Here is a 24,682-nt window from a genome sequence, read left to right on the forward strand (position 1 = left end):
GTTAAGCATGGACTAACTAGTTAAAATGCGAAATATCGACAATAGTCGTAATTTGCAGAACAAATGAAAAGCACAAGAAACAAAAAAGCCGCTGAATAAATTCAGCGGCTTCAATGATGGTGGAGAGATAGGGATTTGAACCCTAGAGGGGCTACAAACCCCTGCCGGTTTTCAAGACCGGTGCATTCGACCACTCTGCCATCTCTCCGAATGCGAAAACCTACCCGCTTACGCCAGTAGTAAAAATAATGGTGGAGAGATAGGGATTTGAACCCTAGAGGGGCTACAAACCCCTGCCGGTTTTCAAGACCGGTGCATTCGACCACTCTGCCATCTCTCCGACGGCGTGCATAATAGATAAGGCAGCCGTGTTTGTGAAGCTTTTTTTCAAAAAAACTGTTTAAGTGATTAAAAAACAATTAATTTGCTCAGCATTAGTACAACAATGTTTAGATTGTGCGCAACATTGAACTTTTCAATTATTTATCTTGTCTATTGATCCACAATAGTTTGCCCAAATATATAACTCTTGATAGGCTTAGTTCAGTTTAATAATTGGAACTAACGAACGTATAAGTTCATTTAAAGGAGCTCTAACAATGGCGTTTAATCAATCGTACAATACTGCAAGACCAGTAATGTCGACTATTGAAACCAATAAAGTTTTAAAAAATACTTATTTCTTACTTGCCATGACACTGGCATTTAGCGCAGTGACAGCAGGTATCTCAATGGCAATGAATCTACCTTATTTTATGGGGATAGTTTTTAGCTTGATTTCACTTGGTGTGCTTTTTGTTGTTCACAAAAAGGCAGACAGTGCATCAGGTGTTGCTTGGGTGTTTGTATTCACAGGTTTGATGGGCGCAGGACTCGGTCCAATGCTTAACTACTATGCTGCAATGCCAAATGGCCCTATGCTCATTATGCAAGCGTTAGGCTCTACTGCGTTAATCTTCTTTGGTTTGTCTGCTTATGCACTTACCACGAAAAAAGACTTCTCATTTATGGGTGGCTTTTTAACTGTGGGTTTAATCGTAGTGATTATTGCAAGCCTAGTTAACTTATTCATCGGCAGCTCAATCACCTTTATGGTTATCAATGCTGCAGTTGTACTTATTATGTCTGGTTTAATCTTATTTGACACTAGCCGTATTATTAATGGCGGTGAGACCAACTACATCCGCGCAACTGTTGCTTTATACCTGAACGTATATAATTTATTTACGTCTCTTCTTCACCTACTTGGTGCAAGTGATGACTAATTAAATAGTTCTGCTAAAATAGCCCCTTTCTAGGGGCTTTTTTATTGGATGCGTTTTGGCACAATTTGTACTTTCTCTTCATACCGCGCCGACCGATCACGACACAACTCAACGGCTAATTAAATTTGCACAGGCCTGTCTTGACTCTGGTCACTCAATTGCAGCTATCTTTCTTTATCAAGCAGGTGTTTACCACGCAAGTAACCATTTAGAACTTGCCAGTGACGAGCTGCCAATTAATCGTTTGTGGCAGTCGTTGAGTGAGAAAGAGGTCCCCCTACTGCTATGTGTCACTGCTGCTGAAAAACGAGGCTTAGATATCGATAACACAAGCGTGTTTACCGTCGCTGGGCTTGCAGAATTTGCGATGCTTGTCAGTGAAGCGGATAAATGGGTGCAATTTAAATGAAAAACATTTTAGTGATCAGCCAGCATGGCCCATTTGATGATCAACATATTCGTGAATCACTCGACACCACACTAATTTTTGCTGCTATTGAACAAAACATTAGTTGGCTACTCAGTGGTGAAGCTGTTTTAGCTTTGAAGAAAAACCAGCAGCCAGAGCAACTTGGCATTAAAAACTATTTTAAAACCATTAAAACGCTTGAATTATACGATGTTGAAAATATATATGTATGTGAAAAGTCGTTGATGGATTTTAACCTCACACAAGAAAGCTTAATTATTGATGTTAAAGTAGCTAACTTTGAGCAACAGCGTGAATTAATTAGCCAGCAACATCAGGTGGTGACACTATGAGTACCTTGCATATTTTTTCAAAACCTTTATCGCACTACTGCAATAATATGTTGGCCAATTTAATTTCTTCAGAAGATACAGTGCTACTTGTTAGTGATGCTTGTTATAACAACATGCAGTTTAAACAGTTCTCTTCAGCAATTCATTTACTTGAAGAAGATGCTGCAGCTCGTGATATTTCATTCAATCAAGGCGATATCGCAATAAACTATACACAGCTTGTAGAAATGACTTTAAACGCAAAAAACACAATTACTTGGTAAACCATGCTTGAATTTAATGACAAACAGATTGAAACCGACAAACAAGGCTATTTACTTGATTCAAATGATTGGTGTGAAGAGCTTGCACCCATTATTGCAGAGCAAGAGAACATTACCTTAAGTGAGCAGCACTGGGAAGTTGTGCATTTTGTGCGTGATTTTTACGTAGAGTACAACACCAGCCCTGCAATACGCATGCTGGTCAAAGCAATGGCCCAAAAGCTAGGTGAAGAAAAAGGAAATAGCATGTACTTGTATAAACTATTCCCTAAAGGCCCCGCTAAGCAAGCGACTAAAATTGCAGGTTTACCTAAACCGGCTAGGTGTATTTAATGGTTAATAAAGCCAATAGCAAATCACGTCGCAGCAGCGGTCGAACTTATTCAAGGCCGACTCAAAAACGCCAAGTTAAAAAAGCAATTAGCCCTGAGCAGCGCAAAGTGGTGCTATTTAACAAACCATTTGATGTGCTTTGCCAATTTACCGATGACCAAAACCGCAAAACGCTTGCCGACTTTATTACTATTAAAGACGTGTATGCAGCAGGACGCCTAGACAGAGATAGCGAAGGACTGTTGCTACTTACCAACTGCGGTAAATTACAACACACACTCACTGAACCCAATAAAAAAACAGCTAAAACTTATTGGGTGCAAGTAGAAGGTGATGTGACTGATGAGGCAATCTTTGCGCTTAACAAAGGCGTAGAGCTTAAAGATGGCATGACCAAGCCAGCCAAGGTTAGACGTATTGACGAGCCATCAATTTGGCCGCGTACCCCGCCCGTTCGCGAGCGTAAAAACATTCCAACCAGCTGGTTAGAAATCTCTATCACTGAGGGGCGTAATCGCCAAGTTCGCCGTATGACAGCGCATGTTGGCTTCCCTACTTTGCGATTAATTCGTTACAGCATTGGTAACTATACCCTTGATGGCTTAGACAGTGGTCAGTTTAAAGTAGTGAACAACCCAGATGCATAAACCCAATGTCACAGTGGCCGCCATCGTCACATGCCAAGACAAATTTTTACTTGTTAAAGAGCGTGATAAACACACAGGTGATATTTGCTATAACCAGCCTGCCGGCCATTTGGAAGCCAATGAAACCTTAGCTGAAGCAGCTCATCGCGAACTTATAGAAGAAACAGGGATTAGTCTAAATGCTAGTCACCTGGTTGGTATCTATAATTTACACGCCGCGAATGGCATTCACTATATGCGTTTTAGCTTTGCTTTTAATAGCCCAGAGCTGTTTAAACCATCTCCCAAAGATGATGACATTCTCAGCGCAGATTGGTTTAGCCTTGAGCAAATTAAAAGCCTGCCACTTAGAAGCTCTCTGGTTTTAAAATGCATTGAAGATCATTTAGCTGGTAAAGCCTACCCACTTAGTTTGATTTACCAATAAGCGCTGTGATTTTGGCTGGTTTGGGTGTCTAAAAGCATGCTATAATACCGGCCTTTCCATAGCAGTTAAAAAATGACAGCGAATATTATGAGCGAAAATAGTCACATTAAAGTCATCGTGGGTATGTCCGGCGGTGTTGATTCTTCTGTATCAGCGTATTTATTAAAGCAACAAGGCTATCAAGTTGAAGGCCTGTTCATGAAAAACTGGGAAGAAGACGATAATGATGAATATTGCGCTGCAGCTGAAGACCTAAAAGACGCACAAGCTGTGTGCGACAAGCTAGGGATTGAGCTTCACACTGTAAATTTTGCAGCCGAATACTGGGACAACGTGTTTGAGTACTTTTTAGCAGAGTACAAAGCAGGCCGTACGCCAAACCCAGACATCATGTGTAATAAAGAAATTAAATTCAAAGCATTTCTAGAATTTGCAGCACAAGCACTTGGGGCTGATTACATCGCGACTGGCCACTATGTTCGCCGCGAAAAACGTGGTGATAAATTTGTAATGTGTCGTGGCCTCGATGACAACAAAGATCAAAGCTATTTCTTATACACTTTAAGCCATGAGCATATTGCGCAAACACTTTTCCCTGTTGGCGATATTGCTAAGCCTGAAGTACGCCGCATCGCTGAAGAGCAAGATTTAATTACGCACGATAAAAAAGACAGTACTGGTATTTGTTTTATTGGTGAGCGTAAATTTAAAGACTTCTTACAAAAATTCTTACCAGCACAGCCAGGTAAAATTGAAGATACCGATGGCAACGAAGTGGGTGAGCACGAAGGCTTGATGTACCACACACTTGGTCAACGTAAAGGTCTATTAATTGGCGGCATGAAAGAAGGTTCGGGTGAACCTTGGTATGTAGTTGATAAAGACGTTGATCGTAACGTATTAGTGGTTGGTCAAGGTAAAGACCACCCTCGCCTGTACAGCAATGGTTTAAATGCAAACCAGCTGCACTGGGTTGACCGCGAAGGTCCGAAAGGGACCACACGCTGTACTGTTAAAACCCGCTATCGCCAAGAAGATATCAGCTGTACTTTACTTGTTGGTGAAGATGGTATGGCGCGCGTACTATTTGATGAGCCACAAAAGGCAGTGACACCGGGCCAATCAGCCGTATTTTACGCTGACGAAGTCTGTTTAGGTGGTGGTATTATTGATTCGGTGATCAAATAATGACAGAGCACCAAGTCATGGCTTTAGCTGCCATGTGTCAAGTTGCTAAACAAGTACAAAAAGTTGCGCAATATGGCCAAGGCAGTGATCACGAATTAGAAAAATTACTAAACTGTATTGTTGAAACATCACCAAATAGCCCTGAAGACGTGTATCAGGGTAAGCATAATTTACGTGAAGGCTATCGCATTTTGATTGCACAGCTTTCGGCTGGCGCCGACAAAGACGTCGAAATCGTAAAATATGTGGGTGGTTTAATGCAATTAGAACGTGCATTAAGTTCAAAACAAAACAGTTTAAATGAATTAGGTCGTCGCATTGATGATGTTAAACGTCGCCTCGACCATTTTGCTATCACAGATGATACTGTAGTAGCAGCGCTTGCTGATATTTACTCATCGGTGCTAAGCCCCCTTGGGCATCGTATTCAAGTGTATGGCAAGCCAGAGTTATTAAAACAGCAGCTCACGCAAAACAAAATTCGTGCCCTATTATTGGCCGGAATTCGTAGTGCCGTGTTATGGCGACAAATGGGCGGTAAACGCCGTCACTTTTTCTTTGCAAAAAGAAAAATCCTCGCCATTGCTAAACAATCAATTTAATTATCGTTCAAACTAGACAATTTAGGAGTCATTATGGAGCTTTCAGCGTTAACCGCTATCTCTCCGGTAGATGGTCGCTATGGCAGCAAGACCACGGAACTACGCAGCATTTTCAGCGAATTTGGTTTAATCAAATACCGTGTAACTGTTGAAGTTCGTTGGTTACAAGCTTTATCTGCAGCTAGCGCAATCAAAGAAGTACCGGCTTTTAGCGACGAGGCTAATGCTTTACTTAATGCCATTGTTGATAACTTTAGCGAAGCGGATGCAGCACGCGTTAAAGAGATCGAGCGCACAACTAATCATGACGTAAAAGCAGTTGAATACCTACTTAAAGAAAAAGTAGCTGATAACGCAGAGCTTAACGCAGTTAACGAATTCATTCACTTTGCATGTACTTCAGAAGACATCAATAACCTGTCTCACGGTTTAATGCTGACTGAAGCGCGTGACAAAGTATTACTTCCATACTGTGACCAACTTCTAAATGCATTAAAAGAAAAAGCAGTTGAGTACAAGTCAGTTGCGATGATGACACGTACCCACGGTCAACCAGCTACCCCTTCGACAATGGGTAAAGAGTTTGCAAACGTCTACATGCGCTTAAAGCGTCAACGTGACCAAATTGCTAACGTAGAAATGTTAGGTAAAATCAACGGTGCTGTAGGTAACTACAACGCTCACCTGAGTGCATACCCAGATTACGATTGGCACAACCACGCTGAGCAGTTCGTAACGAGCCTAGGTCTCACGTTCAACCCGTTTACAACACAAATCGAGCCACACGATTACATTGCTGAGTTATTCGATGCAGTTGCACGTTTCAACACTGTATTACTTGATTTTGACCGTGACGTTTGGGGTTACATTGCACTTAACCACTTCAAACAAAAAACAATCGCAGGTGAGATTGGTTCATCAACTATGCCTCACAAAGTAAACCCGATTGATTTTGAAAACTCTGAAGGTAACTTAGGTATTGCTAACGCTATCTTTACTCACCTTGCGCAAAAACTACCTGTTTCTCGCTGGCAACGTGACTTAACTGACTCAACAGTGTTACGTAACCTAGGTGTTGGTATGGGCTACACACTTATCGCTTACCAAGCGACATTAAAAGGTGTTAGCAAGCTTGAAGTAAACGAAGAGCGTTTATTAGCAGAACTAGACCAAAACTGGGAATTACTAGCAGAGCCAATCCAAACGGTTATGCGTAAATATGGTATCGAAAAGCCATATGAAAAACTTAAAGACCTTACTCGTGGTAAGCGCGTAAACCAAGAAATCATGGCTGATTTCATCGATGGTCTTGAGTTACCTGAAGAAGCAAAAGTAGAAATGAAAAAATTAACTCCGGCTAATTACATTGGTCGTGCTGTTGAGTTCATCGACAACTTAGCTTAAATTCAAATTAAGACTTAAAAAAGCGAAAGGCCTTCCTTTCGCTTTTTTTATATCAATTCGCTTAGGTCATGTTATGTATCAATTAACCATCAATTCATTAACCCAAGAGCAATTTTTAGCTGAGTATTGGCAGAAAAAACCATTACTTATAAAGCAAGGCTTCAAGGATTTTGCAGATCCGATCGAGCCCGAAGAATTGGCCGGTCTTGCCATGGAAGAAAGCATTGAATCACGTATTGTGACCAATCACTCAGATGATTGGCAAGCATACCATGGTCCTTTTGAAGACTTTAGCTTGCTAACTGAAAAGCACTCAACATTACTGGTGCAAGCAGTTGACCATTGGCATAGCGATGCAGCGCAACTATTGGAGCCATTTCGCTTTATTCCCAACTGGCGTATCGATGACTTGATGATCAGCTACTCTACCCCAGGTGGTGGCGTGGGCCCGCATTTAGATCAATACGACGTATTTATTATTCAAGGTGAAGGTAAACGCCATTGGCGCGTTGGTTTACCTGATGCGAACTTAAAGCAATTTGCACAAAATAAGAGCCTGTTACAAGTTGAGCAATTCCCTGCCGTGATCGACTGTGTGTTAAAGCCGGGAGATATTCTCTATATTCCACCAGGTTGCCCACATGAAGGTTACGCAGTTGAAAATGCACTTAATTACTCTGTAGGTTTTAGAGCGCCAAATCAACGCGATTTATTATCACAATTTGCCGATCACCTTATCGATACTGAGCTTGGTAATCAACGATACGGTGATGCAGAGCTTAAGTTGCGCTCATCTAAAGGTGAGCTTAACCAAACTGAAGCAGAAAAAGTAAAGCAACTTATGATTGCTGCAATTAATGATGACGCAGTATTCAAGACTTGGCTTGGTAACAGTATGAGTCAGCCAAAGCATGACATGGATTTAGCGCCTTTAGAAGAGCCATATACTTTAGATGACGTAAATGACTTACTCAATGATGAAGACGTTGTTTTTGAGCGTTTAGGTGGTACCCGCGCTATCTATCAAGTAATTGACGATAAAATACTTTTAAGTATTAATGGTGTTAATTACATGCATGATTTAACTGACCTTGAATTAATAACAAAGCTCACCGATCAGACATGGGTGACCGCTGCTGACATAAATAGTTCAAAAAATAATCACATTTTCTTGAAAACCTTTACTACACTTTTAAATGAGGGTATTTGGTTTTGTTAGGAGTGTGTGTTTATGGGCTATCAAATAGATGAAGTTGAATGGAGTATCGACAAGGAACTCTTACAACAAATCCGAGAGCGGGTATTTGTATATGAACTACATATCCCAAGACACATTGAGTTTGACCATCTAGATAAAATAGCACATCACGTGCTCGTTACAGATGAAGGTAAACGCCCAGTTGCTACTGGGCGTTTATGTAATGATGGCCTTATCGGCCGTATTGCAGTTTTACCAGAACACCGTAATCGTTCGGTTTATAAATCATTATTGAATTACTTAGTTAATTTGGCTGAAAAGCAAGGCTGTGATTGTGTCAGCATTAATTGCATATTGAATGAAGTAGATAGATTCAAACAAAATGGTTTTTCGGCTGATGGTTTAGTGTTTATGGAAGCTGGTATTCCAAGGCAACGAATGCTCTGCCCAATTAAGCAATTTGATACGCGGCCATTCACTTTGGTGCATTAAGGTACATGTAAAACAAAAAAGCTGAATAACATTATTCAGCTTTTTTCTTAGAAGGTATGCAGAGTTAGTTATGCTGGCTCGTTTTGCCACATTTCTTCTTTTTCAAATAACTCATATAAGCCATGGGCACGGTTGATTAACAGATTAGCAAAATCAGCTTTGGTTTTATCTACCGCACCTGATTGCATTAGCTGATCAGCCTTCATTTGCCACTGCATTGAGAAATAACGTAATACTTCACGTGCATTGTTTGCTGCACTTGCTTCAGCGTGATCGGTTGGTAAACGACCTGTGATCACCCAATAGCTCTTACCGTTTTGTGCTTTAAATTTCCAAATAGCTACTAATGGCGCAATAAAACGGCTTTCTTTTTCTACAACAGTTTGCGGAATAACGCCTTTTTCAGCTAAATGCTTTTGTGCATTTTCGAAACATTCTCTTTGCCAAATAACACTTTGTTTTTGCGCTTCAGCTTGTTCTTCTGGTGTTAATGGTCTTGCTTGTTTTTGTTCCATGGTGGTTACTCTTTTACAACATTTCTGACACTTTAAGGTTTAAAATGGCGCTGTGCAAGTGTTTACAGGCAATCAAAGAGCATTTAAATTTACTTGCGTACTATTCAATCAACCTAGAAAGAAGAGTTAGGCTCAGTTAAAAATTGCAGTTCTTCAGGAGTTGATTCGCGACCTAAAATCTTATTGCGATGTGGGTAGCGACCAAACCTATCAATAATCACTTTGTGCTTTAGTTCAAATTCATAATTACTCATGCCTTTAAACAATTGCTCAGCCTGCTGGTGAATGATTTTAGATTCACTGTGCATAAACGGCATGTAAATAAACGCAGCTTGAGAGCTAGGTAATTTTTTATCAAAGCCAAGTTCAACTGCTCTTTGCGCTAAGCTTAGTGCTTGTGGATCTTGGCTAAACGCTTTCACCGTATTACGATAAATATTGCGCGAAAACTGATCTAACACGATAATTTCAGCTAAAGAACCTAGAGCATCAACTCGCCAATCAGCATGCTCGCCAGCGATAACCTTTAAAAGGCATTCTGAAAACTCACGTGTAATTAAGGCATCCACTTCATCTGATTGCTGATACCAAGCTTCTGGGCCTAATTCATCAAACCAAAAATCGATAATCCTTTGCTTATCCATAAACACTCCTTAATTACCAAGAACTTTTGCAGGGTCAACTCGGGTTGCTTGCCACGCAGGATATAAGGTTGCCAAAATAGCGAGAACAAAAGTAACAATCACCGTTATAACAATATCTTGCCAAACTAATTTACTGGGTAAAAACTCAATAAAATAAACCCCTTGTAATGGGTTATCGCCAAATAAGTTACTTGCCCAAGTGAACAGTTCACTGATGTTTAACGCAAGCATCACACCGATAACTGTGCCTAAGATCACACCGATTAAAGCTTGTGTAAAGCCTTGCATTACGAAGGTTGCTAAAATGGTGCTATCTTGTGCGCCCATGGTTTTTAAAATTGCGATGTTTGCCTGTTTTTCACGTACTTCCATCACTAAAGACGAAACAATATTAAAACTCGCTACAGCAATTATTAAAAACACCACGATATACACAATCGTGCGAACCATTTGAATATCTTGATATAAGCTACCCTGGGTTCTAAACCAACTCGAGACATAGACATAATCAGGAATAACTTGCCCCACACGCATCGCCGTTTGATGGGCTGCGAACACATCAGCTACTTGTAGACGTAAACCGGTTACTTGGTTTTGCTCAAAACTCAACACACTTTGCGCTTTATCAAGGCGAATGAAAGCCGCCGTTTCATCAATTGGGCCACCCATTTTTATAATACCCGCAAGATTCAAGCTCACACGTTTTGGCGCCAATAAAGTGTTACTTTGCTGGTTTATCTGTGGGATTAATAAGGTAACTGGGTCGCCAATTTTAAGACCTAATCGGTTGACTATTTGCTGCCCTAACAGTACATCTTCTTGTTGTAACTGACTAACTAAGCGCCCTTCTGTAAATTGGTTTAACGCCGACACTTGGTTTTCAAATTCAGGGCTAACACCACGCACTTCAACTGCTTTTAACTCACTTTTATATTGCGCCATACCGTTGACACTAATAAACGGCGCAGCACCTGTTACACCGGCTTGAGAGCGTAGTAGAGCAACTTTTGACTGCCAGTTATTGATTGGTTTGTTAGGGGCAACATATTCAACCTGCGGAACTACCGATAAAAGTCGATGTACTAATTGCTGCTCAAAGCCATTAATCACTGACAAAGCAACAATTAACACGGCGACTCCTAAAAGTATGCCGATTGTCGATGCTTTAGCGATAAAGCTAACAAAACCGTTTTGTCCGTCTTTTTGGCCACTATGGGCACGAAAGCGTTTTGAAATAAAGGCACTAAGCAACATGCTGAGACTCTTTAATTGCAAGCTTACCATCATCTAAATAGGCAATTTTGCCTAGTTTATCTGCAAGTTCTAAATCATGGGTTACCACAACAAAACTGGTTTTTAAGCTAGTATTTAATTCTTTAATTAAATCGTAAATCTTAATTGCGTTTTGTTTATCTAGGTTACCCGTAGGTTCATCGGCTAGCACTAAAGCAGGCTCAGTAACTAATGCACGTGCGATTGCAACCCGCTGCCTCTCACCACCTGATAACGCCGATGGTTTATGTTCGCTACGATGAGATAACCCTACTTTATCTAGCATGTTACGGGCTTTTTCGGTTGCCGCTTTTGCGCTTAAGCCTTTAATTAATAATGGCATTGCAACATTTTCGATGGCAGTAAATTCCATTAATAGATGATGGAATTGATAAATGAAACCTAAATTTTCATTTCTGAAACTGGCTTGTTGTTTACGGTTTAATTTAGAAACTTGCTGGCCTTTAATTTCAACCTTGCCTGAGCTTTCGTTATCTAAGGTACCCAATATATGCAGTAAAGTACTTTTTCCTGAGCCTGAGCTCCCTACAATGGCTAACATTTCGCCTTGTTTAAGAGCTAAATCAACCCCTTTTAATACCGCAACCTCGTTATCGCCATCTTGATAGACTTTATTTAGCTGCTGACAATTGATAACTAAATCATTCATAACGTAATACCTCTGCTGGATTCACTTTTGCAGCTTTTCTGGCAGGATACAAGGTAGCTAAAAAGCTCATCGCAATACTCCCTGCGGCAATAAAACTCAAACTCATCACATCAAATTTAACGGGTAAACTCACGCCCGCTAGTAAATTGATGCCTAACATATTCAATAATTCATTAATGTTGCTACTCAATAGCACACCAAGTAACGCACCAATACTGGTACCGATAAGGCCATTATATAAGCCTTGGATCATAAACACGTGCTGCACTTGTAACGGAGTTAAACCCAGTGTTTGTAAAATAGCGACTTCACTTTGTTTTTCGCTCACCATCATGGTTAATGCCGACACGATATTAAACACTGCCACGAGCACGATTAAGCCAAGTAACATCGACATAATACGCTTTTCCATTGCCACAGCGGCAAATAGTGTCCCTTGGCTAGCTCGCCAATCAGTCACTTTGTAATCGTTTAAAATAGCTAACTGAGATTGTAATACTTGCTCAACAGCAAATGGTTCATACAGCGATACACTCAAGTTAGGTGCTGCTGATTTAGCTAGTTTCAAAACTCTGCCTAACGAATAGCCACTGGTAAATGCCAATGACATATCAATTTCTGACTGTGTTTCATAAAGTGCAGCAACGGTAAACAAGCGCTGACTAGGTACTCGACCAAGGGGAGTATATGAACTGGCATTAGGCATGATCACCCGTACTTTATCCCCAAGCGAAATACCCAATTTTCGACTCAAGTAGCGGCTAATCGCAATATGGTAGTTGCTGTCCATGACTTGTGACCAATTGCCGGCAACAATTTTATCTTTTACGTTATAGATGGAGCTTCCTTCATCATAAAGGCCTTGTAACAATACGCCGTGCAAATCTTGGTTAGTTTGTAAAATGGCTTCGCCATGGCGGTATAGGTTAACTTGTTTAACATCTTGAGAATTTGCTAGTTGCTGCTTTAACTGCAGCATGGTTTCTTTCGAATTATCTTCGGCTGATACTTCAATATGAGGAATTAAACCTAGCATGTTGGTTTTAAGGTTATTTTCAAAGCCATTCATTACTGAACTAACTGTAAACAAGGCCATTAAACCAATAGCAATGCCCGCGATAGAGAAAAATGAAATAAATGAGATAAAGGCATTGCCCTTTGAGGAGCGACTATATCTCAGCCCTATAAAAAGGCTAACAGGTTGAAACATAATAAATTATGGGTATTCCAAGGGCTAAATATGCGCTCATGTTAGCATAGATTTAGCTAGCATGGGATGCGCGAAATTGTAAAAAATAATTATAAATCTGATACTTGAACAGTAGCAACCAAATGGTCAAGTAATGCTTTTACATTGGTTGCAATAAACTGCCTTGGTGGATACACCCCCCACACCCCTTCAGGTTCAGGTGCAACATTCGAAAGAACAGCAGTCAACCTGCCATCGGCTAAGTGTTCATTGACATAGTAATCTGGTAATTGCACGATGCCTAACCCTTTGATAGCAGCGTCAACCAATGCCCAACCACTGTTACAGGCTAAACGCCCAGCCACTTTGATGTGCTTATCTTGGCCCTGCTCTTTTACCCGCCAGTAACTGTTATTACCGATAAGGCAATTGTGCTGATGTAATTCACTGACACTGTGTGGTTGGCCGAATTTATTGATATATTCAGGGCTACAACAAATAACAAGCCTGCGCTGACTGATGAGCCGTGCTTTTAAAGATGAATCTTTTAAATGACCAAGGCGAATAGCCAGATCATACCCATCTTCTAATAGATTAACTTGCTCATTACTTAAATGGCTGATCACTTCAATATCTGGGTGCTTTTGCATAAACGAATGTACCGCAGGCATGATAAAACTTTCACCGTACATCACAGGAGCTGTTAGTTTTATACTGCCTTTAGGTGTCAATTGCTGCTCTGCAAGTAATGCCGTAGCATCATCCATGGCATGTTGTAATTGTTTTGTTTGATGCGCAAATACCTGCCCCTCTTGCGTTAGCACCACTTTACGAGTGGTTCGGGTTAGCAATTGGGTGTTCAATCGCTCTTCTAATTGGCTCACATAGCGGCTTACATGAGCCACTGACATACCCAATAGCTTACTTGCTTTTGTAAAACTGCCTGTTTCTGCTACCGCTAAAAACTCATCAATTCCGTGCCAACGATTCATTATTACCATACTGTAAAAGTGTTTTAATAAAACGAAGATTATCATTCATTGAGAAACAAATAAAATGGACTAAGTTTAATACTTACTTCCAACAACTATAAGGGAACGTTATGACTGATTTTATCAAATCAAAAGCGGCTATCGCTTGGGGTCCAAATCAACCACTATCAATTGAAGAAGTGGATGTAATGATGCCTAAAAAAGGCGAAGTGCTTGTAAAGATTGTTGCTACAGGTGTTTGTCATACCGATGCATTTACTTTATCTGGTGAAGACCCTGAAGGTATTTTCCCAGCAATCCTTGGCCATGAAGGTGGCGGTATTGTTGAAGCCGTAGGTGAAGGTGTAACACATGTTGAAGTAGGCGATCATGTTATTCCTCTTTACACTGCTGAATGTGGCGAGTGTAAAATGTGTAAATCGGGCAAAACAAATTTATGCTCTGCGGTACGTGAAACGCAAGGTAAAGGTTTAATGCCTGATGGCACAACCCGTTTCTATAAAGATGGTCAACCAATTTATCACTACATGGGTTGCTCTACCTTCTCTGAGTACACTGTATTACCAGAGATTTCACTTGCTAAAGTAAGCAAAGAAGCGCCTCTTGAAGAAATTTGTTTACTTGGTTGTGGTGTAACAACCGGCATGGGTGCTGTTACTAAAACAGCAAAAGTTCAAAAAGGCGATACAGTGGCTATTTTTGGCTTAGGTGGTATCGGTTTATCGGCGATTATCGGTGCGAAAATGGCAGGCGCTGGCCGTATCATTGGTGTTGATATCAACACCAGTAAGTTTGATCTTGCGACTAAACTAGGTGCAACTGATTTAGTCAATCCAAATGACTTCGACAAACCAATCCAAGAAGTTATCGTTGAAATGACTGACGGCGGTGTTGATTTCTCATTTGAATGTATCGGTAATGTTAATGTAATGCGCTCTGCTCTTGAGTGTTGTCACAAAGGTTGGGGTGAATCGGTAATCATTGGTGTTGCAGGTGCAGGCCAAGAGATCTCAACACGTCCATTCCAACTAGTAACAGGCCGTGTATGGCGCGGTAGTGCATTTGGTGGCGTTAAAGGTCGCTCAGAACTACCTGAGATTGTTGAGCGTTATATGAACGGTGAGTTTGCTTTAAATGATTTCATCACACACACCATGAAACTTGAAGATATCAATGACGCTTTCGACTTAATGCACGAAGGTAAGAGCATCCGCTCAGTTATTCATTATTAATCTTTTATTTGGCGCTAGGTTGATACCTAGCGCTTTTGTTTCAAGGATATGGTTATGCTAGAAAACATAAGCTCAACAAAAGTCAGCGGTGGCTGGCATAAACAATATACCCACCAATCGAGCAGCACGCATTGTGCTATGCGCTTTGCGATTTTTTTACCGCCCGGTGCCAGCGAAACGAATAAAGTACCGGTGATGTATTGGTTGTCAGGCTTAACTTGTACTGATGAAAATTTTATGCAAAAAGCCGGAGCATTTAAAAAAGCGGCTGAACTAGGTATTGCGATTGTCGCTCCAGATACTAGCCCGCGCGGTGAAAATGTGCCTGACGATGACAATTACGATTTTGGTCAAGGTGCTGGTTTTTATGTCAATGCGACTCAAGCGCCTTACAATGTGCACTACAACATGTACGACTATGTTGTTTCTGAGTTACCTGCACTTATCGAAGCGCACTTCCCTGTGACGACTAAAAAAGCCATCGCCGGTCATTCTATGGGTGGTCACGGCGCATTGATGATTGCACTTAAAAACCCTAAACAATACGTCAGCGCCAGTGCTTTTAGCCCGATTGTGAACCCGATTAATTGCCCTTGGGGTGAAAAAGCGTTCAGTAATTACCTAGGTAGTGATAAAGCAAGTTGGCTTGCATACGACAGCTATGAATTAATGAAAAGTGCCGTCACTGATGATTATTTACCCATGCGTATTGATCAAGGTGAGGCCGATAATTTCTTAGCTGAGCAACTCAAAACCGAGCACTTATTTGCTGTCGTAAACGAGAAAGATTACCCAGCCGAAATTAACATGCACGCGGGTTATGATCATAGTTACTTTTTTATCAGCAGCTTTATTGATGAACACCTAATGTTTCATCAAAAGTATCTATAATACTACCTATTTGTGTAGAGATTTTATCTCTGCACAAATAAGTTTTAATCACAAATATCGCGAATAAACTCTTTTAAAAACCCAACCAACTGCAATAGAAATATTAATAAGAAAGGTAAAGCGCCTAAAATTGCAACGCTACGATTTAACGGCTCATCTTGTAACATTAATAATGCAAAGCTGCATAGGAATAATGCTAAACACCATGCATAGAGGGTTACGCGGTTATTTTGCTCAGAGCTAACCAGTTCTCTTATGACTAATATTGCAGAGTCAGCGGATGTGGCAACAAATATCAACAGTAATAATAAGCTGGCCCAAATAAACACGGTTCCTTGCCAGTCTAGTTGATTAAAAAATACAAATAAGCCTTGGCTGTAATCTTGTTTTATTGCGACTAAAATACCTGCTTGATTGAGTCTATCCCATTCAATTGCTGCCCCCGAAAAGGTCGCAAACCAAATTATAGTGACTAAAGTTGGAATACACACAACCGCCAAAATAAATTGCCAAACCTTGCGCCCCTGACTAATTTTGGCTAGAAACACACCAACAAATGGCCCCCACGCTAACCACCAAAAGTAATAATTATATGTCCAATGAGTGGCCCAGTCAGGCGTTTTTAACTGGCTATCAAATTGCCAAGTGCCGGTTGCAAGCAACTGTAAATAGTAGCCAGTTCCATCAAATGCAATCTTTATAATAGGCTCAATTGGCACCACTATTAGCAACCAAACAAGCAGACTAAATGCTAGGAGTACGTTAAATATACTCAGTGACTGTACACCGCGACGTAATCCAAATTTAACCGACAGCGAATAAATAACGGCTAACAAACAAACGATTAATGAACCTACTAATAAAGTTGAAGTAACCCCCAACTCAATTTCTACGCCTTTACTAATCAATAAAGTTGAATTAGCTATGGTGCCGACGACCCCAAAAAAAATAGCAATTATCGCAATGAGTTTCACAACAAACGACACAGTAAATTTTGCAGATTTATCTATCTGATTACCAAGCGCCGTTAAAACAGGGGCACAAATATCACCTGACTTACCACTGTATTGCGTTAATCCACCAAGCACTAAGGCAAACACCGCATAAAGCGCCCAAGCATGAGCGCCCCAATTAACCAAGGTTAAAGCAAGGCTACTGGCCAGTCTATCTGGGTATAAGCTTTGTTTAAGTGGAGGGTCGAGAGAATGTAATGCAGGCTCTGCTACGCCCCAAAAAACCAAGCCAGAGCCCATTCCTGCTGCAAACAACATGGCAAACCAGCCAAAATTTGAATACTCGACAACAGCTTGCTCGCCTCCCACTTTACGGCTACCAAGTGGGCTAATAGCTAAAATTATGATGGCAAACAATAAAAAATTCACCAATAAGAAAAAACTACTACCAGTCCATTTTAAAATCATTTGTACAAACGGCTGAACTTGCTCAGTGATAACATCAGGCAAAATCACAGCAATCAGTGCACCAAACATACACAGTGCAAGCGCGGTTTTTTCAAGAGAGGAGATGGAATGTTTCAATGTGAAGCCTATTTTGTCAGCGTGTTTAGCATACTGTTAGCATGGCTGAAATTCAAACAGCCAAAAGGCTGAAAAAATGACATAGCACTGCGTAAAAATCGCAAATTATAGCAAGGCATGCTTTTAAAAACCCGGCTACATGTCCCTAGTTTCCTCATTTAATTCAATTTGTTGATCGGGTATTGAAATTGCAAAGCTATCATAATTTAGATAGCAAGGAACAAAGCATGGACTTTAATATTGATTGGCATGAAATTCTCGACAACCTAATTCATTTAGGAGTTGCCTACTTACTAGCCCTTCCTATGGCATTTGATCGAGAAAAAACCAGTAATGGTGCAGGTCTTCGAACATTTCCATTAGTCGCTGTTGCATCTTGTGGTTATGCATTAGTGGGTATGTCTGTTTTAACAAGTTCAGAGGCAGAATCAAAAGTACTCGAAGGGATCATCACGGGTATTGGTTTTATTGGCGGTGGTGCCATTTTGAAGAATAAGAATTCAACGTATGGAACAGCCACAGCAGCCAGTATTTGGAACATGGGACTCATCGGCATTGCTGTGGCATTTAGTCGCTACGAAATCGCTTTTTTAATGGCGTTGATTAATTTCGTAACGCTAAGATATGTTAAGCGCTTAAAGTAAACGATTAGCTAGCGTCATATTTAGAGTTAACGATGGCATAGCCAGTTTGTTTCACTTTAATCTCAGCAGGGTTTGCAGATTTAACTAATAAACCGCACCGTCTGCTTTGCTCATCAATAACGTATTTAACCGATTCACTCGCTTCAAGGTCAATGACTTGATCAGCACAGCGGATCTGTAATTTAGTGACATCGCTCGCGCCTTCAATTTTGATTGAACCGCGAGATAAAGATAAATATGACAGCTTATCTTTTGAAACATTGATTTGTGAATTAATCTGCGGTGTGCGCGCCAATAAGTCATCAATTTGCTTGATGGTGGCAAGTTTATTTTCTTCTGAAAACTGTTTACCCTCGATATTATCTAACGCATAAATAGCATTGTAAGCAAGATTAAAATCGCCCTTAAAGCTGTACCATTGTAGCGCACTTTTAGCGACTAAATATTGTATATCCGTTGGCAACTTAGCTCGCAGTAAATAGGCTACAGACAACTGCTCATCAAAGCCAAACCATTGTTGTTGATGATAATAATATTGGCTTTTCAACCAAGCAAACAATGCCTGCTCAGAGGTGTTTTTAGTATGGTCTTTGTATAACTCAGCCAATGCTTGCTCAGCTTTATTAAACTCTTTTGCTTGTAGCATTTTATTGATTTCATCGTATTCATTAATGAAACCACGGCTCGCTTTATCATTTGAGTAACCATTAAAATACTTACCTACTTCAAATGAAAATAGGTAACCCCCTTCTACGGTTTTACCTTCTTTTGTAGCGGGTGCAAACTCTAAGTTGGTTAAGTATTTCTCTGCGTTTTCTTCGCTGCCGCGAGTATCAGATGCCATGATCACTTCAATATCTTTTGCCTTACCATGTGTATCAACCACATAAGACATTAATGCCCAACCTTCAAGGCGAGAGCCGTTATAACTACCTGGGTAACGTTTGTTTGAATTTTTAACAATGTAAGCTGATGTGGCGGCCTGTAAATCAACACCTAAGTCGTTGACATCTCGTGCTAAAGCCTGTGTTGGTAATGCGATAAGTGAACAAAGTGCTGCGAGTTTAGTGAATTTAATCATGACAATGGCTCCAATTCCCTTTGATAGGAACATTTATAGCACTAAAAAAGGCGCTTTAAAAGCGCCTTGCTGTCAAGAATGTGCTTAAACATGTCTTGAACTTAAAACATATCCTGATAAGGATTTGGTTTAGATAATAAAACTTTTTTATCAAAACCTGGGATTGTCATTGAATCTTCACTAATCTCAATGTCATTTTCATCAATTAAGCCATCACCAAAACGATAAATTAGCTCATATTGACCTAAATCTGCCTGTTGCTGATAGTCAGTTTGTGCTTGGACTACCTGAGTATGACGGTCATGATATTGCGCTATTACCGCATCACCGTGACGCCTTGCGAGCATTTTTAATGTAATTGCCGGTGATAAAACTGTCGCAGTAGCGTTATTGCCACCAAAGCCTTTTGAGTTAATGAAGGCAATATCCATTGCATCACATTGATAATGTTCAGTGCGAATATCTAAATGCTCGCTATAAACATCATCTGCCACTTTATCAATTGTGGTTATACCCGGCATAATATTGTGACTAAACACACCTAATGCCATAGCTAATTGGTCACCACTGGCAGGAGCTATAGTATGGCCAACATACGCTTTAGGTGCTGCAACCTTCCAATTATCAATTGCAAAAGTCTCTGCCACTTTATGATAGATCAGTGATTCTGTTACGCGGTTTTGTGGTGTACTTGAGCCGTGAGCTAAAATGAAACTACGCTTTTGTACTGCTTCTTGGCCAACAATACTGCTTGCTAGTGCAACAGATTTGGCCATCGTAATGTAGTTACCAGGGCCCGGAGCTGTAATTGATTTTTTAATGCCATCGGCATTTACAAACACATCTGCAACACTGCCTAACACATCTGCACCTAACTCTAATGCCAATGCATCATCCATTAATATAGCAACTTGTGCGCCTTCACCAATTGTAAAACCACAGTTTTCACCAAATGGACGGCTGGTACGGCGATGATCAACCACATCTGTATTATCAAGGCGCTTTAGGCCCTCTTCATTAGCAAGTGCGCTCATATTGCCAAAACCTTCAACGATTTCAGGTGTAATAGCACACTCAACAGACGCCACAATAGCTACACGCGTACGTCCTGCTTGAATATCGTTTACTGCTGCACGTAGGTTATATAAAAACGTGGCACATGCCCCTGATGTAGTAAAAGTTGTGCCCACATTGCCTGTTACATAAGCATTGATAAAGTCAGTCGACATGGTGTTTAAGCCAAGTGCAAGCTGTTTTGTACTCACACGGTCGCCCTGCTGACGCGCACGAATAAGTCCACCAAATCCTTCATCATCAACTTGACCAGCCACAGAAGCTGAGTAAGTGCCAATTTGATCAGGCTCAACGCTATTCATTACCTGCTGCCACGCCAGACCTGTCGAACGAATTGCATCGGTTGCGGCAAAGATAGTCGCTTGCAAGCCTCTTGGTTGATAACGGCTGTTATACATAGCCGAAGGTTCAAAACCTGTTGGTAATTGACCGGCCGCTTTAATTGGGTTATCGCGCGTACTGTCATGTTTAATAGCAAGATCAGCACTAATTGTAACTTTCACTTTTTTATCAGTTAATTCTTCAACCTGCCAAGCACTTGGTACTGGAGTTGGTAAATCACGGCGGCGCGTTTCAAAAACAATCTGCTGTTCATCAGACGCTGTTAACGTCATTTTTTGCTGCCATGGCGTTGCATCAACATCGAAGTGATTTTTTTCAATTTTACGAATAAGTGTACCAGCTAAAATTTGTTCACCGAACTTAGCTTCGATGTCTGATTCGGCAATGGTATTGCCGTCAGCATCTTTTAGTAAACCTTCAGTAAGGGTGACTAAGTTCATTAATGTCGCTAAGCCTAAGAATGTCTCCTGACGGGCTTTAGCGTCCAAGCTGTCTAACACGATACGACGATAACCTTGATGAAAAGAAGTGCGGCCAGCGGCATTAATACCACCCATACCGACAATAACGGGTAATGCTGTCATAAAAAACCTTGAGAAAACGTGTTATGAGAATTAAGCCAAGTTTAAATGGATTAATTAACACGCTTTATGCTTAAATAGCCAAATAACCTGCATAACAGGCCAAAAATAACTGGTCGGAGCAATTAGAGTGACGAAACTTCAACAAGTAAAAGCTATTGAAATTAGTATTTTGGTTTATCCCCATTTATTAATAACCAGTTTAACCCTGCCTATCGAAATGCTCAGAGCTGGCGAGGCCTTTGCTAAAAGCCATCGTCAGCAAAACGAATTTAAACCCTTAAACATCAATTTAGTTGCAAGTAGTCTAGAAGCGATCCCCAATCGTACTGGGCTTTCAATTATGCCCGATTGTGAAACCGTCACAGCGCCTGTAAGTGACTTAATTATCGTTCCTGGGATTTGGCGAAACCCGCGTCCAGTAGTAAGCAAACAAAAGAGTTTGGTGAACTGGCTTGGTGATTCTTGGCAGCAAGGCAGCCATATCATTGGTGTTGGCACAGGTAATTGTTTAGTTGCCGAAGCGGGATTACTAGATGGCCACCCTGCTACCACTCACTGGCACTACGCAGAACAATTTAAACGTGACTACCCTAAAGTACAGCTTAAGCCTGACTTTTTCATCACACAATCTGAGCGCATGTACACCGTTGCGAGTTTAAATGCCCTTGCAGATGTTATTGTGCATATTATTAGTCAATACTACGGCCGAGAAGCGGCGCAACATGTTGAGCGTAATTTCTCCCATGAAATTCGTAAACCCTACGAAGATCAGCGCTACCTTGAAGGTGCCGTTGATAAACACCCAGATGAGCTCATTGCACAAATTCAATTTTGGCTGAAAAACAATTTAACCTCAGAATTAACCCTGCAAGAAATTGCAGCGCAATTTAGTTTAAGCTACCGCACCTTTACGCGCCGATTTCGTCAAGCCACCAGCCAAACTCCTGTTGAGTATTGGCAACAGCTTAGAGTACAAACTGCAAAAGAGTTATTAGCGTCTTCAAATTTATCTATTCAAGAAGTTGCCCTGGAAGTAGGTTATAACGACCAAGGTCACTTAACACGAGTTTTTAAGAAAGTGCTTTCGCAAACACCCAGTGAATATCGCACAGTTGTTAGACGGAAACTATTTGGCTAAAACTAAAGTATCTAAATATATTTCAGGCTAAGTCAGATTAATCATATTTAAGTTGCTGAATTCAAGATTATTACTATCCTTTGACTTGTTGTATTAGTAATTGAGTAAATTTGATAAATGTATCAGCCAAATTATGATGAGTTAGTACAAAGTTGGAATAAAACGCTCGCTGTTTTAGCCCTGATTGCTGAAGTGCCCGTCGCATTAGTAATGAAAATAGAAAACAATATTATTAGTGTGTTTTCAAAAAACGATAACCAAGCAAATCCTTATGAAATTGGTGACAGCGAAGAGTTAGAAGATTCAGGCCTCTATTGCGAGCATGTCGTAAAAACGCAGAACTTACTGAATATTCCAAACGCACTTATTGATGATGATTGGAAAGAAAACCCTGATATCAAGTTGAATATGATTTCTTATTTGGGTTTACCAATCTGTGCTGGAGATACTACCCCATTTGGTACTATTTGTATCCTTGATAGTAAACCCCATGAATATAATGAGCCAATAATAAAGCTACTCGAAACCATTAAACAAAGCTTCGAGACGCAACTAAAATTATTACATCAGCAAAAACAAGCGTTTGAGCAGCAACAGTTTACTGAACTCGAGACCTTAATTCGAGGCATTGCTCATGAGATTAATACTCCTTTAGGTAACTGTATTACAACCGTTGATGTAACCAAACTTGCCTTAAATGACACTAAATCCCTACTAGTAAAAAAACAATTAAGCCAACAAGCACTACAAAACACATTAGATACATTAGAGAACACTAATGAACTGCTAGATAGAAATTTAACCGCATGTGCACATAAAATACGAATTTTACAAGATTTGCTGTATACCAAATCACAACCTAGTAAAACTGTCATTACCTTAGCTCAGCTTTCAGAATCACTTCAAGAACACTTTAAAGAGCAAATAAAAAATCGTGCAATTAAATTAGACATTAATTATCAAAACCCACATAGCCAATTTGAAGTTGAAATAGAGCTACTCAAGCAAGTACTCATTATTTTGCTACAAAACTCAATGGAGCATGCGTTCAACAATATTGCAGACCCTACTATAGAAATTAATATTTTTAATTTTGATGAGGTGTTAAAAATTCACTATAAAGATAACGGCAACGGTATCAGCAGCACTGAACTAAGCTCAATTTTCACCCCTTTTTTTAAAGGTAGCAGCAATCAATCAGGTTTAGGGCTAGGCCTGAGTATTGCGAAGAAAATAGTTAGCCAACAACTGCAAGGCGATATTTGTGTACAAGAAAGTGATGCAGGCGCCCATTTTTTAATTAGTTTGCCTAAGTAAGTTGATAAGTTTAAATGTCTTTCGTAAATAAAATCTTACTAGTTTGTAGGCTGCCTCTGTCTTCATAACCTACAATTGAATAGCCATTTTTGATAAGCAGACTCAGCATTGCAGGAAAACGGTTCATCGACTTAACCTTAATGGTTCGGTAATTGTTGGCTTTAACCCATGCTTCTTGCGCGTTTAATAAAGCCTGTGCAATGCCCTGCCCTCTACATTTTGGTGCAACCGCACCAAGCCAGCTATAGAAAGTGTTTGAATCTAACGCATAACCCAGTTTGTAGGCCACAGGCTCATTATCGATATAAGCAACTAAAGCTAGGTGGTCAACATCTGCACACTGTGCTTGTAATTTACTGAGGGTATTTCGGCCATCAAACTCTGGTATTTGACTATCTATAAACAACAAATCTTCTAATCTAGCTGGGTTTATTACGTAAAGAGGCTCCATGAATAACTCTAATCTGATATCTAATGTCACTTTTCTTTTCGATAATACAACTTTGAGTAGCGTTTTACACGGGCATGCACACCACGACCTAGGCTCTTAAATTTAGCTTCAAGAACATCTACGCCATATAAAATCCCTACCACTAGCACTGATAGCTTTATCGCAGCGAGTAAGTTGTCAGTGGCAATGACAACACCAATTGATGCTAATACCCAAATCGTTGCAGCGGATGTTACACCAACAACCGCACCATCTTTTGCAAGCATCACCCCGGCACCCAAAAAGCCGATACCAGTAATGATCTGGCCAACGACACGTGAATGATCAATATCTTCACCATGTAACATAAACGCTGTTGATAGAAACAAATAAGTACCCAACACAATGAGCGCTGAAGTACGAATGCCCACAGGTTTGCCGCGTAATTGACGCTCCATACCAATAATTGCGCCGCAAAATGCGGCGCTACCTATTGCTGACCACGAATAAGGAGCAATATCAAATAAACTACTTAGTGTCACTGCACT

At 40.5% G+C, this 24,682-nt stretch carries 28 protein-coding genes and 2 tRNA genes; 17 read left to right on the forward strand and 13 right to left on the reverse strand.

What is annotated here, in order from left to right:
• Positions 1–117 precede the first annotated feature (117 nt).
• A tRNA-Ser gene (locus L1272_RS11525) sits at positions 118–208 on the reverse strand.
• Between the two features lie 41 nt (positions 209–249).
• Positions 250–340 (reverse strand) — tRNA-Ser (locus L1272_RS11530).
• Positions 341–599: 259 nt separating this feature from the next.
• Between L1272_RS11530 and L1272_RS11535 the strand changes: the two genes are divergently transcribed.
• The 12 genes from L1272_RS11535 (at position 600) to L1272_RS11590 (ending at position 8,581) form a co-directional block, all read left to right on the forward strand.
• Positions 600–1,265, forward strand: coding sequence for a Bax inhibitor-1/YccA family protein (locus L1272_RS11535; RefSeq protein ID WP_054551400.1), 666 nt, complete (start codon positions 600–602; stop codon positions 1,263–1,265).
• 55 nt (positions 1,266–1,320) lie between these two features.
• Complete coding sequence (gene tusD, locus L1272_RS11540) at positions 1,321–1,674, forward strand: sulfurtransferase complex subunit TusD (protein ID WP_235373474.1); 354 nt, start codon at positions 1,321–1,323, stop codon at positions 1,672–1,674.
• Positions 1,671–2,027 (forward strand): sulfurtransferase complex subunit TusC, encoded by a 357-nt coding sequence (gene tusC, locus L1272_RS11545; protein WP_138600636.1) that lies wholly within the window; start codon positions 1,671–1,673, stop codon positions 2,025–2,027. Before tusD ends, tusC begins: the two co-directional genes overlap by 4 nt.
• Positions 2,024–2,290 carry a DsrH/TusB family sulfur metabolism protein gene (locus tag L1272_RS11550; RefSeq protein ID WP_054551403.1) on the forward strand — a complete coding sequence of 89 codons (267 nt, stop codon included), beginning with the start codon at positions 2,024–2,026 and terminating at the stop codon, positions 2,288–2,290. Before tusC ends, L1272_RS11550 begins: the two co-directional genes overlap by 4 nt.
• Positions 2,291–2,293: 3 nt before the next feature.
• Entirely contained in the window at positions 2,294–2,623 is a 330-nt protein-coding gene (locus L1272_RS11555) for a TusE/DsrC/DsvC family sulfur relay protein (protein ID WP_054551404.1), read from the forward strand.
• Entirely contained in the window at positions 2,623–3,270 is a 648-nt protein-coding gene (locus tag L1272_RS11560) for an rRNA large subunit pseudouridine synthase E (RefSeq protein ID WP_235373475.1), read from the forward strand. Before L1272_RS11555 ends, L1272_RS11560 begins: the two co-directional genes overlap by 1 nt.
• Positions 3,263–3,697, forward strand: a complete 435-nt coding sequence (locus L1272_RS11565; RefSeq protein WP_235373477.1) for an NUDIX hydrolase — start codon at positions 3,263–3,265, stop codon at positions 3,695–3,697. Before L1272_RS11560 ends, L1272_RS11565 begins: the two co-directional genes overlap by 8 nt.
• 87 nt (positions 3,698–3,784) lie before the next feature.
• Positions 3,785–4,885 carry a tRNA 2-thiouridine(34) synthase MnmA gene (mnmA, locus tag L1272_RS11570; RefSeq protein WP_054551934.1) on the forward strand — a complete coding sequence of 367 codons (1,101 nt, stop codon included), beginning with the start codon at positions 3,785–3,787 and terminating at the stop codon, positions 4,883–4,885.
• On the forward strand, positions 4,885–5,487 hold the full coding sequence (hflD, locus tag L1272_RS11575) for a high frequency lysogenization protein HflD (RefSeq protein WP_054561602.1): 603 nt from the start codon (positions 4,885–4,887) through the stop codon (positions 5,485–5,487). The genes mnmA and hflD overlap by 1 nt, the downstream gene beginning before the upstream one ends.
• Before the next feature lie 33 nt (positions 5,488–5,520).
• Complete coding sequence (gene purB / locus L1272_RS11580; protein WP_166340281.1) at positions 5,521–6,891, forward strand: adenylosuccinate lyase; 1,371 nt, start codon at positions 5,521–5,523, stop codon at positions 6,889–6,891.
• Positions 6,892–6,964: 73 nt separating this feature from the next.
• The gene (locus L1272_RS11585; RefSeq protein WP_235373478.1) at positions 6,965–8,110 is read left to right on the forward strand and encodes a cupin domain-containing protein; all 1,146 of its coding nucleotides are present in this window, start codon (positions 6,965–6,967) and stop codon (positions 8,108–8,110) included.
• A 12-nt stretch (positions 8,111–8,122) separates the two neighbouring features.
• Entirely contained in the window at positions 8,123–8,581 is a 459-nt protein-coding gene (locus L1272_RS11590) for a GNAT family N-acetyltransferase (RefSeq protein WP_138615853.1), read from the forward strand.
• A gap of 68 nt (positions 8,582–8,649) precedes the next feature.
• On the opposite strand, the gene L1272_RS11595 is transcribed toward L1272_RS11590, so the two are convergent.
• From L1272_RS11595 to L1272_RS11620, 6 genes are all read right to left on the reverse strand, one after another.
• A complete protein-coding gene (locus L1272_RS11595) occupies positions 8,650–9,096 on the reverse strand; it encodes a DUF4826 family protein (protein WP_054551411.1) in 447 nt (148 codons plus the stop codon).
• 113 nt (positions 9,097–9,209) lie between these two features.
• Positions 9,210–9,740 carry a DUF924 family protein gene (locus L1272_RS11600; RefSeq protein ID WP_235373480.1) on the reverse strand — a complete coding sequence of 177 codons (531 nt, stop codon included), beginning with the start codon at positions 9,738–9,740 and terminating at the stop codon, positions 9,210–9,212.
• A 9-nt stretch (positions 9,741–9,749) separates the two neighbouring features.
• The gene (locus L1272_RS11605; RefSeq protein WP_054561608.1) at positions 9,750–10,994 is read right to left on the reverse strand and encodes a lipoprotein-releasing ABC transporter permease subunit; all 1,245 of its coding nucleotides are present in this window, start codon (positions 10,992–10,994) and stop codon (positions 9,750–9,752) included.
• Positions 10,984–11,682 carry a lipoprotein-releasing ABC transporter ATP-binding protein LolD gene (gene lolD, locus L1272_RS11610; RefSeq protein ID WP_194441533.1) on the reverse strand — a complete coding sequence of 233 codons (699 nt, stop codon included), beginning with the start codon at positions 11,680–11,682 and terminating at the stop codon, positions 10,984–10,986. Before lolD ends, L1272_RS11605 begins: the two co-directional genes overlap by 11 nt.
• Positions 11,675–12,892, reverse strand: coding sequence for a lipoprotein-releasing ABC transporter permease subunit (locus tag L1272_RS11615; protein WP_138600616.1), 1,218 nt, complete (start codon positions 12,890–12,892; stop codon positions 11,675–11,677). The genes lolD and L1272_RS11615 overlap by 8 nt, the downstream gene beginning before the upstream one ends.
• 89 nt (positions 12,893–12,981) lie before the next feature.
• A complete protein-coding gene (locus L1272_RS11620) occupies positions 12,982–13,863 on the reverse strand; it encodes a LysR family transcriptional regulator (RefSeq protein WP_235373481.1) in 882 nt (293 codons plus the stop codon).
• Between the two features lie 110 nt (positions 13,864–13,973).
• Here L1272_RS11620 and L1272_RS11625 point away from each other — a divergent pair, with 110 nt between their 5' ends.
• Together L1272_RS11625 and fghA are read left to right on the forward strand one after the other, a co-directional pair.
• The gene (locus L1272_RS11625) at positions 13,974–15,095 is read left to right on the forward strand and encodes an S-(hydroxymethyl)glutathione dehydrogenase/class III alcohol dehydrogenase (protein ID WP_235373483.1); all 1,122 of its coding nucleotides are present in this window, start codon (positions 13,974–13,976) and stop codon (positions 15,093–15,095) included.
• A 54-nt stretch (positions 15,096–15,149) separates the two neighbouring features.
• The gene (fghA, locus tag L1272_RS11630) at positions 15,150–15,986 is read left to right on the forward strand and encodes an S-formylglutathione hydrolase (protein ID WP_235373485.1); all 837 of its coding nucleotides are present in this window, start codon (positions 15,150–15,152) and stop codon (positions 15,984–15,986) included.
• Positions 15,987–16,030: 44 nt separating this feature from the next.
• Here fghA and L1272_RS11635 read toward each other — a convergent pair whose 3' ends face one another.
• The gene (locus L1272_RS11635) at positions 16,031–17,524 is read right to left on the reverse strand and encodes a BCCT family transporter (protein ID WP_235373487.1); all 1,494 of its coding nucleotides are present in this window, start codon (positions 17,522–17,524) and stop codon (positions 16,031–16,033) included.
• 227 nt (positions 17,525–17,751) lie between these two features.
• Here L1272_RS11635 and L1272_RS11640 point away from each other — a divergent pair, with 227 nt between their 5' ends.
• Positions 17,752–18,168 carry an MgtC/SapB family protein gene (locus L1272_RS11640; RefSeq protein WP_054551420.1) on the forward strand — a complete coding sequence of 139 codons (417 nt, stop codon included), beginning with the start codon at positions 17,752–17,754 and terminating at the stop codon, positions 18,166–18,168.
• Positions 18,169–18,172: 4 nt separating this feature from the next.
• On the opposite strand, the gene L1272_RS11645 is transcribed toward L1272_RS11640, so the two are convergent.
• On the reverse strand, positions 18,173–19,249 hold the full coding sequence (locus tag L1272_RS11645) for an energy transducer TonB (protein ID WP_187489268.1): 1,077 nt from the start codon (positions 19,247–19,249) through the stop codon (positions 18,173–18,175).
• 101 nt (positions 19,250–19,350) lie between these two features.
• Positions 19,351–21,249, reverse strand: a complete 1,899-nt coding sequence (locus L1272_RS11650) for a beta-ketoacyl synthase (protein ID WP_054551422.1) — start codon at positions 21,247–21,249, stop codon at positions 19,351–19,353.
• A 127-nt stretch (positions 21,250–21,376) separates the two neighbouring features.
• On the opposite strand from L1272_RS11650, the gene L1272_RS11655 reads away from it, so the two are divergent.
• Together L1272_RS11655 and L1272_RS11660 are read left to right on the forward strand one after the other, a co-directional pair.
• Positions 21,377–22,387, forward strand: a complete 1,011-nt coding sequence (locus tag L1272_RS11655) for a GlxA family transcriptional regulator (protein ID WP_138615863.1) — start codon at positions 21,377–21,379, stop codon at positions 22,385–22,387.
• 117 nt (positions 22,388–22,504) lie between these two features.
• Positions 22,505–23,704 (forward strand): GAF domain-containing sensor histidine kinase, encoded by a 1,200-nt coding sequence (locus tag L1272_RS11660; RefSeq protein WP_235373489.1) that lies wholly within the window; start codon positions 22,505–22,507, stop codon positions 23,702–23,704.
• A 10-nt stretch (positions 23,705–23,714) separates the two neighbouring features.
• On the opposite strand, the gene L1272_RS11665 is transcribed toward L1272_RS11660, so the two are convergent.
• Both L1272_RS11665 and L1272_RS11670 read right to left on the reverse strand, forming a co-directional pair.
• Positions 23,715–24,185 carry a GNAT family N-acetyltransferase gene (locus tag L1272_RS11665; protein WP_235373490.1) on the reverse strand — a complete coding sequence of 157 codons (471 nt, stop codon included), beginning with the start codon at positions 24,183–24,185 and terminating at the stop codon, positions 23,715–23,717.
• Positions 24,182–24,676 carry an MgtC/SapB family protein gene (locus tag L1272_RS11670; RefSeq protein ID WP_054551426.1) on the reverse strand — a complete coding sequence of 165 codons (495 nt, stop codon included), beginning with the start codon at positions 24,674–24,676 and terminating at the stop codon, positions 24,182–24,184. The genes L1272_RS11665 and L1272_RS11670 overlap by 4 nt, the downstream gene beginning before the upstream one ends.
• Between the last annotated feature and the right edge of the window lie 6 nt (positions 24,677–24,682).

This window comes from Pseudoalteromonas sp. PAST1 (assembly GCF_021532515.1).
Classification (GTDB): domain Bacteria; phylum Pseudomonadota; class Gammaproteobacteria; order Enterobacterales; family Alteromonadaceae; genus Pseudoalteromonas; species Pseudoalteromonas simplex.